Annotated in this window: 18 protein-coding genes and 1 riboswitch; of the genes, 12 read left to right on the top strand and 6 right to left on the bottom strand. The window is 42.0% G+C overall.

Annotated features, from left to right (window positions below):
* Positions 1-3: 3 nt before the first annotated feature.
* The 6 genes from comGC to ACFVP7_RS13880 all read left to right on the top strand — a co-directional run bounded on the left by comGC (position 4) and on the right by ACFVP7_RS13880 (position 2,087).
* Positions 4-300, top strand: coding sequence for a comG operon protein ComGC (comGC, locus tag ACFVP7_RS13905; RefSeq protein ID WP_014477332.1), 297 nt, complete (start codon positions 4-6; stop codon positions 298-300).
* A complete protein-coding gene (comGD, locus tag ACFVP7_RS13900; protein ID WP_046381179.1) occupies positions 290-721 on the top strand; it encodes a comG operon protein ComGD in 432 nt (143 codons plus the stop codon). Before comGC ends, comGD begins: the two co-directional genes overlap by 11 nt.
* A complete protein-coding gene (comGE, locus tag ACFVP7_RS13895; RefSeq protein ID WP_046381178.1) occupies positions 705-1,052 on the top strand; it encodes a ComG operon protein 5 in 348 nt (115 codons plus the stop codon). Before comGD ends, comGE begins: the two co-directional genes overlap by 17 nt.
* Before the next feature lie 25 nt (positions 1,053-1,077).
* Positions 1,078-1,461 (top strand): ComG operon protein ComGF, encoded by a 384-nt coding sequence (gene comGF / locus ACFVP7_RS13890; protein ID WP_046160582.1) that lies wholly within the window; start codon positions 1,078-1,080, stop codon positions 1,459-1,461.
* The gene (gene comGG, locus ACFVP7_RS13885) at positions 1,462-1,836 is read left to right on the top strand and encodes a ComG operon protein ComGG (protein ID WP_014480253.1); all 375 of its coding nucleotides are present in this window, start codon (positions 1,462-1,464) and stop codon (positions 1,834-1,836) included.
* A 71-nt stretch (positions 1,837-1,907) separates the two neighbouring features.
* Positions 1,908-2,087, top strand: a complete 180-nt coding sequence (locus ACFVP7_RS13880; protein WP_029726723.1) for a YqzE family protein — start codon at positions 1,908-1,910, stop codon at positions 2,085-2,087.
* Between the two features lie 41 nt (positions 2,088-2,128).
* On the opposite strand, the gene ACFVP7_RS13875 is transcribed toward ACFVP7_RS13880, so the two are convergent.
* Complete coding sequence (locus ACFVP7_RS13875) at positions 2,129-2,455, bottom strand: YqzG/YhdC family protein (protein WP_003246051.1); 327 nt, start codon at positions 2,453-2,455, stop codon at positions 2,129-2,131.
* Between the two features lie 271 nt (positions 2,456-2,726).
* Between ACFVP7_RS13875 and tapA the strand changes: the two genes are divergently transcribed.
* The 3 genes from tapA to tasA all read left to right on the top strand — a co-directional run bounded on the left by tapA (position 2,727) and on the right by tasA (position 4,893).
* Positions 2,727-3,488: an amyloid fiber anchoring/assembly protein TapA gene (tapA, locus tag ACFVP7_RS13870; RefSeq protein ID WP_029726724.1), complete on the top strand. Its 762-nt coding sequence runs from the start codon at positions 2,727-2,729 to the stop codon at positions 3,486-3,488.
* The gene (gene sipW / locus ACFVP7_RS13865; protein WP_003230181.1) at positions 3,472-4,044 is read left to right on the top strand and encodes a signal peptidase I SipW; all 573 of its coding nucleotides are present in this window, start codon (positions 3,472-3,474) and stop codon (positions 4,042-4,044) included. The genes tapA and sipW overlap by 17 nt, the downstream gene beginning before the upstream one ends.
* Before the next feature lie 63 nt (positions 4,045-4,107).
* Positions 4,108-4,893, top strand: coding sequence for a biofilm matrix protein TasA (gene tasA, locus ACFVP7_RS13860; RefSeq protein WP_072175550.1), 786 nt, complete (start codon positions 4,108-4,110; stop codon positions 4,891-4,893).
* A 92-nt stretch (positions 4,894-4,985) separates the two neighbouring features.
* On the opposite strand, the gene sinR is transcribed toward tasA, so the two are convergent.
* From sinR to ACFVP7_RS13840, 4 genes are all read right to left on the bottom strand, one after another.
* Positions 4,986-5,321 (bottom strand): transcriptional regulator SinR, encoded by a 336-nt coding sequence (sinR, locus tag ACFVP7_RS13855; RefSeq protein ID WP_003226345.1) that lies wholly within the window; start codon positions 5,319-5,321, stop codon positions 4,986-4,988.
* Positions 5,322-5,354: 33 nt separating this feature from the next.
* Positions 5,355-5,528 (bottom strand): anti-repressor SinI, encoded by a 174-nt coding sequence (gene sinI / locus ACFVP7_RS13850; protein ID WP_003230187.1) that lies wholly within the window; start codon positions 5,526-5,528, stop codon positions 5,355-5,357.
* A 182-nt stretch (positions 5,529-5,710) separates the two neighbouring features.
* Positions 5,711-6,505 carry a YqhG family protein gene (locus ACFVP7_RS13845; protein WP_003230200.1) on the bottom strand — a complete coding sequence of 265 codons (795 nt, stop codon included), beginning with the start codon at positions 6,503-6,505 and terminating at the stop codon, positions 5,711-5,713.
* Between the two features lie 20 nt (positions 6,506-6,525).
* Positions 6,526-8,199 carry a DEAD/DEAH box helicase gene (locus tag ACFVP7_RS13840; protein ID WP_153529794.1) on the bottom strand — a complete coding sequence of 558 codons (1,674 nt, stop codon included), beginning with the start codon at positions 8,197-8,199 and terminating at the stop codon, positions 6,526-6,528.
* Positions 8,200-8,367: 168 nt separating this feature from the next.
* Positions 8,368-8,469: riboswitch (glycine riboswitch) on the top strand.
* Positions 8,470-8,640: 171 nt separating this feature from the next.
* Between ACFVP7_RS13840 and gcvT the strand changes: the two genes are divergently transcribed.
* Genes gcvT through gcvPB form a run of 3 tightly spaced genes read left to right on the top strand, consistent with a single transcriptional unit; the run spans position 8,641 to position 12,564 of the window.
* Positions 8,641-9,729 carry a glycine cleavage system aminomethyltransferase GcvT gene (gene gcvT / locus ACFVP7_RS13835; RefSeq protein WP_004398598.1) on the top strand — a complete coding sequence of 363 codons (1,089 nt, stop codon included), beginning with the start codon at positions 8,641-8,643 and terminating at the stop codon, positions 9,727-9,729.
* A gap of 29 nt (positions 9,730-9,758) precedes the next feature.
* Complete coding sequence (gcvPA, locus tag ACFVP7_RS13830; RefSeq protein ID WP_396582314.1) at positions 9,759-11,105, top strand: aminomethyl-transferring glycine dehydrogenase subunit GcvPA; 1,347 nt, start codon at positions 9,759-9,761, stop codon at positions 11,103-11,105.
* Positions 11,098-12,564 carry an aminomethyl-transferring glycine dehydrogenase subunit GcvPB gene (gene gcvPB, locus ACFVP7_RS13825; protein ID WP_396582312.1) on the top strand — a complete coding sequence of 489 codons (1,467 nt, stop codon included), beginning with the start codon at positions 11,098-11,100 and terminating at the stop codon, positions 12,562-12,564. The genes gcvPA and gcvPB overlap by 8 nt, the downstream gene beginning before the upstream one ends.
* A gap of 34 nt (positions 12,565-12,598) precedes the next feature.
* Here gcvPB and ACFVP7_RS13820 read toward each other — a convergent pair whose 3' ends face one another.
* Positions 12,599-12,979, bottom strand: coding sequence for a rhodanese-like domain-containing protein (locus ACFVP7_RS13820; RefSeq protein WP_041334944.1), 381 nt, complete (start codon positions 12,977-12,979; stop codon positions 12,599-12,601).
* Between the last annotated feature and the right edge of the window lie 115 nt (positions 12,980-13,094).

Here is a 13,094-nt window from a genome sequence, read left to right as displayed (position 1 = left end):
CTGATGAATGAGAAAGGATTTACACTTGTTGAAATGTTAATCGTGCTCTTTATTATTTCGATCTTGCTTTTAATTACGATACCGAACGTCACGAAACATAATCAAACCATTCAAAAAAAGGGCTGTGAAGGCCTACAAAACATGGTTAAGGCACAAATGACTGCCTTTGAGCTTGATCATGAAGGACAAACTCCGAGCCTTGCCGATTTACAGTCAGAGGGCTATGTGAAAAAGGATGCTGTCTGTCCAAATGGTAAGCACATTATCATCACCGGCGGAGAAGTTAAGGTTGAACATTAAATTAAACGAGGAGAAGGGGTTTACCCTTTTAGAAAGTTTGCTTGTGTTAAGCCTTGCCTCTATCCTCCTGATTGCCGTCTTCACCACACTTCCTCCTGCTTATGACAATACAGCTGTCCGACAGGCAGCAAGGCAGCTGAAAAATGATATGATGCTCACACAGCAGACTGCTATTTCCCGTCAACAAAGAACAAAAATTCTCTTTCATAAAAAAGAATATCAATTAGTCATTGGTGATACGGTTATTGAACGTCCGTATGCAACGGGACTTTCTATAGAACTGCTGACATTAAAAGACCGTTTGGAATTTAATGAGAAAGGGCACCCGAATGCAGGCGGAAAAATACGAGTAAAAGGCCATGCCGTTTATGACATAACAGTTTATCTAGGGAGCGGGAGAGTCAATGTGGAGAGAAAATAAAGGTTTTTCTACAATAGAAACAATGTCTGCGCTAAGCCTGTGGCTGTTTGTGCTGCTGACAGTCGTCCCCTTGTGGGACAAGCTAATAGCTGATGAAAAAATGGCGGAATCACGAGAAATCGGCTATCAGATGATGAATGAGAGCATTAGCAAATATGTCATGAGTGGTGAAGGAGCCGCGTCAAAAACAATTACAAAGAACAATCATATCTATGCAATGAAGTGGGAGGAGGAGGGCGAATATCAAAACGTATGTATCAAAGCCACAGCTTATAAAGAGAAATCATATTGCCTCAGCATCCTGCAGACAGAATGGCTACACGCTTCTTAACGTATTATTTTCGCTCTCAGTCTTTTTGCTCATATCAGGATCGTTAGCTGCGATTTTCCATCTGTTTTTGTCTCGACAGCAGGAACATGACGGTTTCACACAGCAAGAATGGATGATTTCGATAGAACAGATGATGAATGAATGCAAGGAGTCACAGGCAGTTAAGACAGCCGAGCATGGGAGCGTGTTAATCTGCACCAATCTTTCCGGACAAGACATCCGTTTTGACATTTATCAATCAATGATAAGAAAAAGAGTGGATGGTAAAGGGCATGTTCCGATTTTAGATCATATTACTGCCATGAAAGCTGATATTGAAAATGGTGTTGTTTTGCTGAAAATTGAGAGTGAGGACCAAAAAGTGTATCAAACTGCTTTTCCAGTCTATTCGTATTTAGGAGGGGGGTGAATGTATCGTACAAGAGGGTTTATTTATCCAGCTGTTCTTTTTGTGTCAGCGCTTGTGCTGTTAATCGTGAACTTTGCTGCTGCTCAATATATTTCACGCTGCATGTTTGAAAAGGAAACAAAAGAGTTATACATAGGAGAGAATTTGCTTCAAAATGGGGTGCTTCTTTCGATTCGGCATGTTCTAGAGGAACGGAAAGGCCAGGAGGGTACGCAGCAATTTCCATATGGACGGGTTTCTTATTACATTCATGATACATCGATAAAAGAACAAAAAGAAATCAACTTAAGAGTGTCAACGGAGTCGGGAACAGAAAGAACTGCACAGATCGTGTTTGATCAAAAACAGAAAAAACTGCTGAGATGGACAGAATAAAACAGTGTAAAGGGTATAAAAAAAGTCATGTGAGACAACACTTCATAATAATTGAATGATGAGGTGATCACGTGAAAACGAATGATTATGTTAAATATATGACGCAGCAATTTGTCAAATATATAGATACTCCGAGAGATGAGCGAAAAGAACGAAAAGAGGTGCGGAAAGAAACAAAAACGCCTGTTTCCCAGCAGTTGTTCGGTATTTTACCCTATGGCTTCAGACTTTGGCTGAAACGGAAAAAATAACCGCAAATAAACGAATAAGGTCCTTCAAAAAATGGAGGACCTTATTGATATTCTTCTAATATGGCGATTTTATTGACCTTTTGGCTATAAGGATCAAATGAAATCGTCACAAAAACGCCGAATTCTTTTGACCCTTCCCTCAGAGTTAAATGGTATTGCTTCACTGCTTCATCTTTTCTTTTACGGTCCCATACTTTTTGTTTGAACAGTACCTGTGCAAGCGGGTACCTTTTTTTTGCTTCTTTTACAGCAATCTCTTCCCATTTGGACATGTGGCGGGCGGTTACAAGCGGTGTTTCTTCTGCGTGAGCGGCTGTGGTGCCAAAGACGAGAAGAGATAGACAAATCACACATTGTTTGATCATCATGCTGTCACCCTTTCTTTGTTTATTATTACCAAATAATAATGGGATATGCATTTAAATTCTCACATAACAATCCCAAGAATTTCAAAAAAATTGAAAAAATGAGCAATACTGAGCAAGACTTTGTAATATGATGAAAACATTCTTTTAAACGAACGAAATGAGCGATTTCGGTGTTTTTAAATCTATAAATCGTTGATTATACTCTATTTGTGTAGTTCTTTAAAGAGAACGATTGTCATATCAAGTTACAGTGTTTTACAGGAGGTAAGATATGTTTCGATTGTTTCACAATCAGCAAAAGGCGAAGACGAAACTGAAAGTTCTGCTTATCTTTCAGCTTTCAGTCATTTTCAGTCTGACTGCCGCAATATGCTTACAATTTTCCGATGATACAAGCGCTGCTTTTCATGATATTGAAACATTTGATGTCTCACTTCAAACGTGTAAAGACTTTCAGCATACAGATAAAAACTGCCATTATGATAAACGCTGGGATCAAAGTGATTTGCACATATCAGATCAAACGGATACGAAAGGCACTGTATGCTCACCTTTCGCCTTATTTGCTGTGCTCGAAAATACAGGTGAGAAACTTAAGAAATCAAAGTGGAAGTGGGAGCTTCATAAGCTTGAAAATGCCCGCAAACCGTTAAAGGATGGGAACGTGATCGAAAAAGGATTTGTCTCCAATCAAATCGGCGATTCACTTTATAAAATTGAGACCAAGAAAAAAATGAAACCCGGCATTTATGCATTTAAAGTATATAAACCGGCAGGCTACCCGGCAAACGGCAGTACATTTGAGTGGTCGGAGCCTATGACGCTTGCAAAATGCGATGAAAAACCGACTGTCCCTAAAAAAGAAACAAAGTCGGACGTCAAAAAGGAGAATGAAACAACACAAAAGGATATACAGGAAAAAACAATGAAAGAAGAAACATCTCAAGAAGCTGTAACCAAAGAAAATGAAACTCAATCAGACCAGAAGGAAAGCGGGGAAGAGGATGAAAAAAGCAATGAAGCTGATCAGTAATATTTTATACGTGATCATCTTTACTCTTATTATTGTGCTGACACTTGTCGTGATTTCAACACGTTCATCCGGGGGAGAGCCGGCTGTGTTTGGGTATACATTGAAATCAGTTCTGTCAGGTTCGATGGAGCCGGAGTTCAATACAGGTTCCTTAATATTGGTCAAAGAAATCGCTGATGTGAAAGAGCTTCAAAAAGGTGACGTTATTACATTTATGCAGGATGCAAATACGGCGGTCACCCACAGAATTGTTGACATAACAAAGCAAGGAGACCATTTGTTATTTAAAACAAAAGGTGATAATAATGCAGCAGCTGATTCAGCGCCTGTATCGGACGAAAATGTTCGCGCACAATACACAGGTTTTCAGCTTCCATATGCAGGCTATATGCTTCATTTTGCCAGCCAGCCGATTGGAACGGCTGTATTATTGATTGTTCCCGGCGTGATGCTGTTAGTGTACGCTTTTGTGACGATCAGCAGCGCCATTAGAGAAATTGAAAGAAAGACAAAAGCCTTGGAAACAGATACAAAGGACAGCACCATGTCTACTTAACTTCAGTTGTAAACCTGGCAACAGGTTTCGATATAAAATCATTCAATAAAAGGGGAGTTTACCATGGGTATGAAAAAGAAATTGAGTTTAGGAGTTGCTTCTGCAGCACTAGGATTAGCTTTAGTTGGAGGAGGAACATGGGCAGCATTTAACGACATTAAATCAAAGGATGCTACTTTTGCATCAGGTACGCTTGATTTATCTGCTAAAGAGAATTCAGCGAGTGTGAACTTATCAAATCTAAAGCCGGGAGATAAGTTGACAAAGGATTTCCAATTTGAAAATAACGGATCACTTGCGATCAAAGAAGTTTTAATGGCGCTTAATTATGGAGATTTTAAAGCAAACGGCGGCAGCAATACATCTCCAGAAGATTTCCTCAGCCAGTTTGAAGTGACATTGTTGACAGTTGGAAAAGAGGGCGGCAATGGTTACCCGAAAAACATTATTTTAGATGATGCGAACCTTAAAGACTTGTATTTGATGTCTGCTAAAAATGATGCAGCGGCTGCTGAAAAAATCAAAAAACAAATTGACCCTAAATTCTTACATGCAAGCGGTAAAGTCAATGTAGCAACAATTGACGGTAAAACCGCTCCTGAATATGATGGTGTTCCAAAAACACCAACTGACTTCGATCAGGTTCAAATGGAAATCCAATTCAAAGATGATAAAACAAAAGATGAAAACGGGCTTATGGTTCAAAATAAATATCAAGGCAACTCCATTAAGCTTCAATTCTCGTTCGAAGCTACACAGTGGAAAGGCTTGACAATCAAAAAGGACCATACTGATAAAGACGGTTATGTGAAAGAAAATGAAAAAGCGCACAGCGAGGATAAAAATTAATAACAGCCATAAAAAGAGACGGCCCAGTATTCATATACTGGGCCGTCTCGATGGTTATTGACAAAAGAGGAGTTAGTGCCTCTGCTCAGGCACTACTCCTCTTTTTGGGATTTTCTCCATTTTTGATAATCTAAAAATTCACGAAATTGTTTTTTCGATACCCCGGATGTCATCGCATCGCGAACCAATTTCTCCCATTCACTATCTAATTGACCATCGTATTCGGTTTCATGTTTCTCATCGAGCAAAGTATGAACCGAGACGTCCAGAACAGCGGAGACTTTTTCGAGAAATTGAATGGAGGGGTTCGTTTGTAGATTTCGTTCTATTGAGCTTAAATAAGACTTCGCTACCCCAGCTTTTTCAGCTAGTTCCGATAGTGAGTAGCCTTTTTCTTTACGGTATTGTTTAATACGCTGGCCAATCAATGTCATCACCTTCCTTGTGATATTATAGCACATTCAGAAAGGATTTACGGTATGACTTCTGGCTGCCGGACCAGGATGAGCAGACTTTTTGTTTAAAAGTAAATATTTTCGTATTTCTTCCGGGCTGATATTTGCCTCTTTGGCTTCCACCATTAATTCAACCCATTCTTGATCCAATTCAAAGTGCTCTTGTTTTGCATTCTTCATGCAGTTTCTCCTCCTAAAATACTTGTTTATGTATTTCAGCCAGTCCGGCCATGACTTATTGTATGCTTCATTAGTCTCTGGAAGTCATTTGCCATTAAATCACCAGAATTTTTTTCCAATATACCTTTATTATAATCGTATTTTCTCAAAAAAAACGAGAATGATGTCGAATGGTAAAAAAGTTAGCTTGAAATATTATTTTGCAGATAAAACAATCCGCCATTTTCAATTTCAACTGATATCTTTGGTTGATACAAGGTTTTCAGCGCCTGTTTTTCTAGATGGTATTCTTCTGGTTTTTCTTCTATATGCTCGTAAAACTTATCAAGCAATGTCATATCATTCTTCCACCTGTTAACCGCCTGTTCCGCCCAGTCGGACGGCTCCTGCATAGCGGATTTGGAAATATAGTTTTCCATACGCTTAAGTCCGCTTTCTGGTTTGATCATAGGTGAAATGGTGAAGCAATAGTCACATATTTGAGACGTCAGTGAAAACTGGGTCAGCTTGCTTTGAAAATCTTCAATTATCGTTCCAGAGACTAGGTGAAGACCTAGTGACAATAACTTATCCTTTTTCATGTCGGACTGGTATGAAATCGTGACATTTATACCAAGCCAAGGCTGAAGTGGGACTTTAGCTCCGGCTGATTCAATTTTCTCATACATTCTGGTAAATCTCCCATTTTGTTTAACAGCTTTAAATATTTGAAAAAGACGCGGGGCCCCAAAATATATAAATTCACCATCTAGGTCTTTTGGCGCATTTTCTTTATCTGTAATAAAAGTGATTTTCATTGGATTCGGATCACCGCCTGTCTTCTCGCGCCAATGCCAGTAGAAAGGGCGGTTCATGATTTGTTTGTCCATTTCAACTGTAAGCTGCACTGTCATATAGCCTAAGCCTTGATCGACGATTTGGCAGCTGTTTGCTTGAAAAAAACGCAGCAGAAAATCGTGAACCTCTTGCTGTCTCACTAATAAAACCTCCTTACAGGCTAAGATCCTCTTTTTTCAGCAGGCTGCTGTTTTTTATAAGACAAAAATGAGGTTAAGTTATCCATTTTTATTTTCATTTCTTCTTCTGTTGCTGAGTGATACAAAATGTCATGAAGGTGCTCTTCAAAATTGTTCACTTGAATTTTCGTTAAAATATCATCAAGTTCACCGACCACTTTTTCAAACAAATGAATTTTTTCATATAAAAGCTTTAGAATATGCTCTTCCACCGTATGTTTTGTCGCCATGTTATAAATGTGCACGTCACGCTCCTGCCCGAGTCTGTGAATTCTTCCGATTCTTTGCTCAAGCCGCATCGGGTTCCATGGCAGGTCATAGTTGATCATGTGATTGCAAAATTGCAGGTTAATCCCCTCACCGCCTGCTTCAGTTGCAATAAGGACTTGGATCTTTCCGCGGAAAAGATCCTTCATCCAGTCTTTTTTTCCACGTTTAAATCCGCCTCTAAACGGCACAGAACTGATACCGTTTTGCTGAAGAAACCACTGCAGATAAATCTGGGTTGCCCGGTATTCTGTAAAAATGATGACCTTATCGTCAATCTTTTTGATCAAGTCAACGACTTGAAGCGCTTTAGAGTTTTGTGTCACTTGATTGATGCGCTCTATTAAAACTGAAATCGTATCCTCATCAATGGCAGGTGCTTGTTTCTCTTTTTGATCAAGCATCTTTTTCAGCGTCATATACACCGCTTCTCTGCTCGAACAGCATTCTCTTTGCAAGGTCATAATCGAGAACATGCTGGCTGGTTTATTGATACTTTCCTTCAAGCGAGAAATTTCATCATAAAGCGCCTGCTCTGATGGAGAAAATTGAATCGGCACTGTTTCAACATGGCGCTGTTTCCAATTCAGCCCTGTATCATGCCGCCTGTTACGGATCATGACTTTATTCACAAGATCTTTTAAATGTTCATGCGCTTCTAAACTGGATTTCTTCTTGGCGAACTCCTCCTGAAAGTGATTCTGACTGCCTAAATGGCCGGGTTTTAATAAGGACACCAAATTGAAAATCTCTTCGATACGGTTCTGGATTGGCGTCGCGGTAAGAAGCAGGCAATATTTTTTTACGAGATTCCGGACAAATTCATAGTTCTTCGTTTTGCTATTTTTCAGTTTGTGTGCCTCATCAATAATGACAAGATCATATGGGATAGACAGAACGATTTCTCGATGGGGCGAGCGCTTCGCGGTGTCTATTGATGAGACGACAATATCGCATTGCTCCCACACATAGCTTTTCTTTTGTTCAACAGCCGGAATCAAAAATTTTTCCTGAAGTTCTTTGACCCACTGTGACACAAGGGAAGCGGGCACAAGGATCAAAATTTTTTTTGCTAACCCGCGAATCATATATTCTTTTAGAATCAGTCCAGCTTCAACCGTTTTCCCGAGACCAACCTCATCTGCTAAAATCGCTTTCCCGTTCATTTTTTCAACCACTTTTTGCGCCACTTCAAGCTGGTGGGGGAGCGGCGTAAAGGAAGGCAGATATAAAGGAGCCCGTAAGCCTTCAAAATCTGGAATTGCTAATGTTTTCTGGATTTCTGCAGAGAGCTTGTACAGTTCCCAGTTTGCCCAAGGGCCATCGTTTTTCAGTCTTTCAGCAAATTCTTCAGGCCATTTTGCATCGTAGATCATTTCTGTATTCATTGCTTTGAAACCGCCTTTCTAATTCTTCGATTCTTAAGATGAACAATATAAGAAAAATCTGCCCAAATTGCTGTTGCCCAGCATATAGTGATGATGGTAGGATATGAGTATGTATTTGATGTAAGATATTGCTATAGTATGTCCATAACAGCATGAAAATATGAGCGAATGACAGCAAGGGGAGAGACCTGACCGAAAACCTCGGGATACAGGCGCCGAAGGAGCAAACTGCGGAGTGAATCTCTCAGGCAAAAGAACTCTTGCTCGACGCAACTCTGGAGAGTGTTTGTGCGGATGCGCAAACCACCAAAGGGGACGTCTTTGCGTATGCAAAGTAAACTTTCAGGTGCCAGGACAGAGAACCTTCATTTTACATGAGGTGTTTCTCTGTCCTTTTTTGTATGTTTTTTAGCTGCGCCGTTGATAAAGGGGAGGAATTAGATGCTGAAAAGAACGCCGTTATTTGACCTGTATAAGGAATATGGAGGAAAAACGATTGATTTCGGAGGCTGGGAGCTTCCTGTTCAATTTTCTTCTATAAAAAAAGAACATGAGGCTGTCCGAACTGCAGCCGGTTTGTTTGATGTATCTCATATGGGAGAAGTCGAAGTGTCAGGGAACGACAGTCTGTCTTTTTTGCAAAGATTGATGACAAATGATGTTTCCGCGTTAACGCCAGGCCGTGCTCAATATACAGCGATGTGTTACCCGGATGGCGGAACCGTCGATGATTTGCTTATCTATCAAAAAGGAGAGAACCGCTATCTGCTTGTCATTAATGCTTCTAATATAGATAAAGACTTGGCTTGGATGAAAGAACATGCAGCAGGTGATGTGCAGATTGACAATCAGTCAGATCAAATCGCGCTCTTGGCTGTACAGGGACCGAAAGCAGAAGCAATCTTAAAAAATCTGACAGATGCGGATGTGTCTGCATTAAAGCCGTTTGCGTTTATTGATGAAGCCGATATCAGCGGCCGCAAAGCACTTATTTCACGCACTGGCTATACGGGAGAAGACGGGTATGAAATTTACTGCCGCAGTGATGATGCTATGCATATTTGGAAAAAAATCATCGATGCAGGGGATGCATACGGATTGATTCCATGCGGTCTCGGTGCACGTGATACACTCCGGTTTGAAGCGAAGCTCCCGCTCTACGGTCAGGAGCTGACCCGGGATATTACACCGATTGAAGCAGGTATAGGATTTGCTGTAAAGCACAAAAAGGAGTCTGACTTTTTTGGTAAGTCAGTATTGAGTGAACAAAAAGAAAACGGAGCGAAGCGCAAACTTGTCGGTCTCGAAATGATTGAAAAAGGGATACCGCGGCACGGATATGAGGTTTTCCAAAATGGCAAGTCTGTCGGAAAGGTGACAACCGGCACGCAGTCACCGACATTAGGGAAAAACGTCGGCCTTGCCTTAATTGATTCGGAAACAAGTGAGATCGGGACTGTTGTAGATGTAGAGATTCGCAAAAAATTAGTGAAAGCAAAGGTTGTCAAAACACCATTTTATAAACGCTAATATTTTTTCTTGGAGAGAGGAGACAACACATGAAGCACCGTTATTTGCCCGCAACAGAAAAGGATAAACAGGAGATGCTTGCTGCTATCGGCGTAAGCAGCATCGATGATTTATTTGCTGATATACCGGAAAACGTCAAATATAAAAAAGAGTATCAAATCAAAAAAGCGAAATCAGAAACAGAATTAACAAGAGAACTGACAAAGCTGGCCTCTAAAAATCGTGATACCGTACAATATGCTTCTTTCTTAGGAGCGGGTGTATATGACCACTATCAGCCTGTCATTGTGGATCATGTTATTTCGCGCTCTGAGTTTTATACCGCATATACGCCTTATCAGCCAGAGATTTCACAAGGAGAGCTCCAGGCTATTTTTGAATTCCAAACGATGATCTGTGAACTGACAGGCATGGATATCGCCAACTCCTCGATGTATGACGGCGGAACAGCCTTGGCGGAAGCAGCAATGCTTGCTTCAGGCCACACGAAAAAGAAAAAAATTGTTGTGTCAAAAACCGTGCATCCTGAATCGCGAGAGGTGCTGAAAACGTACGCAAAAGGTCAGTATATTGATGTTGTTGAAGTACCCGCTGCGGATGGCGTTACGGATCTTGATGCATTGCGCCAAACCGTTTGCGAGAACACAGCCGCAGTGATCGTTCAGTACCCGAATTTTTTCGGCCGGATCGAGCCATTAAAGGATATTGAGCCTATCGCTCATCAAGGGAAATCCATGTTTATTGTTTCAGCCAACCCGCTGGCGCTAGGTCTTCTCACTCCGCCGGGCAAGTTTCAGTCTGATATCGTCGTCGGTGATGCGCAGCCTTTCGGCATTCCTTCAGCATACGGCGGCCCGCATTGCGGCTTTTTTGCCGTTACTAAAAAATTAATGAGAAAGGTGCCGGGCCGTCTCGTCGGACAAACGGAAGACGAAAACGGAAAAAGAGGCTTTGTGCTTACCCTGCAAGCCAGGGAGCAGCATATCCGCCGGGATAAAGCAACATCAAATATATGCTCGAACCAAGCTTTAAATGCGCTGGCAGCATCAGTAGCCATGACTGCTCTCGGAAAAAACGGCGTAAAAGATATAGCCCGCCAAAATCTCTTAAAAGCCAACTATGCAAAGCAAGAAGCAAAAAAAGCAGGCCTTACCGTTATGTTTGACGGGCCGATGTTTAATGAATTTGTCATCAAACTGGATGAGCCGGTGAGAGCTGTGAACAAGCGTTTGCTGGCAAAAGGCATGATTGGCGGATATGATCTTGGGTTGACGTATCCGGAGCTGGACTGCCATATGCTGATTGCTGTAACGGAGCTGAGAACAAAAGAAGAAATTGACGCACTCATTCAGGAATTGGGGGATCGCCATGAGTAATCAGGACCAGGCACTTATTTTTGAACTTTCAAGAGAAGGCCGAATCGGCTATAGTCTGCCGGAGCTCGATGTACCGGAAATCGAATTGGGGGACCTCTTGTCAGACACCTATATTCGTGACGAAGACGCAGCGCTGCCGGAGGTTTCAGAGCTGGACATCATGCGCCATTATACAGCGCTGTCCAAACGCAATCACGGGGTGGATTCCGGTTTTTATCCTCTCGGTTCTTGCACGATGAAATATAATCCGAAAATCAATGAAAAAATCGCGCGTATACCCGGTTTTGCTGCAATTCATCCCCTTCAGGATGAAGACACGGTGCAAGGCGCATTAGAGCTTTTATATGATTTAAGCAAGCACCTTGAAGAAATAACGGGAATGGATGAGGTTACGCTTCAGCCTGCTGCCGGAGCGCACGGCGAATGGACGGGGCTGATGATGATCCGTGCCTATCATGAAGCTCGCGGGGATTTCAAGCGGACGAAGGTCATTGTCCCTGATTCCGCGCACGGGACGAATCCTGCATCAGCAACAGTAGCAGGCTTTGAAACCGTTACGGTGAAATCGAATCAAAAAGGGCTTGTTGATTTAGAGGATTTAAAAAGAGCAGTGAATGAAGAAACTGCAGCTCTCATGCTGACGAATCCGAACACGCTCGGCTTGTTTGAGGAGCAGATTACAGAGATGGCGGAAATTGTACACCAAGCGGGGGGGAAACTGTATTATGACGGCGCTAATTTAAATGCCGTTTTAAGCAAGGCGAGACCTGGAGATATGGGATTTGACGTGGTGCACCTCAACCTGCATAAAACATTCACAGGCCCTCATGGCGGCGGAGGCCCCGGATCAGGCCCTGTCGGCGTAAAACAAGATCTGATTCCTTATTTGCCAAAGCCAGTTTTAGTCAAAAAAGAAGGGCGCTTTACGTTTGATTATGACCGCCCTCATGCGATCGGCCGTGTGAAGCCGTATTACGGCAACTTTGGCATTAATGTGAGAGCGTATACGTATATTCGCTCCATGGGGCCTGACGGATTAAAGGCTGTTACTGAGAACGCAGTGTTAAACGCCAACTATATGATGAGAAAGCTCGCGCCTTATTACGATCTTCCGTTTGACCGCCATTGCAAGCATGAATTTGTATTATCAGGGAAGCGGCAGAAAAAGCTGGGAGTGCGTACGCTTGATATTGCCAAACGGCTCCTTGATTTCGGCTATCATCCGCCGACGATTTATTTCCCGCTTAATGTTGAAGAATGCATCATGATCGAGCCGACGGAGACCGAATCAAAGGAAACACTGGACGCGTTTATTGATGCTATGATTCAAATCGCAAAAGAAGCGGAGGAGAATCCGGAGCTTGTTCAGGAGGCCCCGCATACAACGATTGTAAAAAGAATGGATGAAACAAAAGCGGCAAGACACCCGGTGCTCAGATACGAGGCAGAAGAAAGATAAATAAAAACAGCTGTCTACCAGACAGCTGTTTGCTTTATTTCTTCGCTTTAATCTTTCCGCCCCATTTTTTAAAGCCGCCTTTTAGGTTGTAAATCTCAGTGCAGCCGTTTTTGCGCAGGGTTTGTGCCGCGCGTCCGCTGCGGACACTGTTTTGGCAGTACAGGTAAACAGGCTTGTCCGGACGGATTTCATTTTTTCTCTGTTTCAGCTGGGAAAGCGGGATGTTGCGGGCGCCTAAAATATGTCCGCCCTCAAACTCATTTGGTTCACGAACGTCAATAAGCTGCGCTTTGCGGTAACCCGCGCGGAATTCTTCTTCGGAAAGTGTTTTCATAATTCGCTGCTGATAGACATATGAAGCAATCATATAGATGATAAACGCAGCAAAAATAATCAAAACGATCATATTAGACAATGTGATTCTACTCCTTTAGCATATAAAATCAAAACCCTGCTTCATAAAACAAGGTCATAGAGCCGTTTTCGACAAATACTATTATAGTAAAGCACAGCGTGATTGTCATCTATAA

It is taken from the genome of Bacillus sp. SG20033 (assembly GCF_044570195.1).
GTDB classification, from domain to species: domain Bacteria; phylum Bacillota; class Bacilli; order Bacillales; family Bacillaceae; genus Bacillus; species Bacillus subtilis.
Note: the sequence above shows the minus strand (reverse complement) of the source record. Positions and strands in the feature narration are given on the sequence as shown.

Bases quoted from the DNA above. Each gene is read 5' to 3' on its own strand.
- comGC (WP_014477332.1), top strand. From the start codon at position 4: ATGAATGAGAAAGGATTTACACTTGTTGAAATGTTAATCGTGCTCTTT.
- comGE (WP_046381178.1), top strand. From the start codon at position 705: ATGTGGAGAGAAAATAAAGGTTTTTCTACAATAGAAACAATGTCTGCG.
- comGG (WP_014480253.1), top strand. From the start codon at position 1,462: ATGTATCGTACAAGAGGGTTTATTTATCCAGCTGTTCTTTTTGTGTCA.
- ACFVP7_RS13875 (WP_003246051.1), bottom strand. From the start codon at position 2,455: ATGATGATCAAACAATGTGTGATTTGTCTATCTCTTCTCGTCTTTGGC.
- tapA (WP_029726724.1), top strand. From the start codon at position 2,727: ATGTTTCGATTGTTTCACAATCAGCAAAAGGCGAAGACGAAACTGAAA.
- sipW (WP_003230181.1), top strand. From the start codon at position 3,472: ATGAAGCTGATCAGTAATATTTTATACGTGATCATCTTTACTCTTATT.
- tasA (WP_072175550.1), top strand. From the start codon at position 4,108: ATGGGTATGAAAAAGAAATTGAGTTTAGGAGTTGCTTCTGCAGCACTA.
- sinI (WP_003230187.1), bottom strand. From the start codon at position 5,528: ATGAAGAATGCAAAACAAGAGCACTTTGAATTGGATCAAGAATGGGTT.
- ACFVP7_RS13840 (WP_153529794.1), bottom strand. From the start codon at position 8,199: ATGAATACAGAAATGATCTACGATGCAAAATGGCCTGAAGAATTTGCT.
- gcvT (WP_004398598.1), top strand. From the start codon at position 8,641: ATGCTGAAAAGAACGCCGTTATTTGACCTGTATAAGGAATATGGAGGA.
- gcvPA (WP_396582314.1), top strand. From the start codon at position 9,759: ATGAAGCACCGTTATTTGCCCGCAACAGAAAAGGATAAACAGGAGATG.
- gcvPB (WP_396582312.1), top strand. From the start codon at position 11,098: ATGAGTAATCAGGACCAGGCACTTATTTTTGAACTTTCAAGAGAAGGC.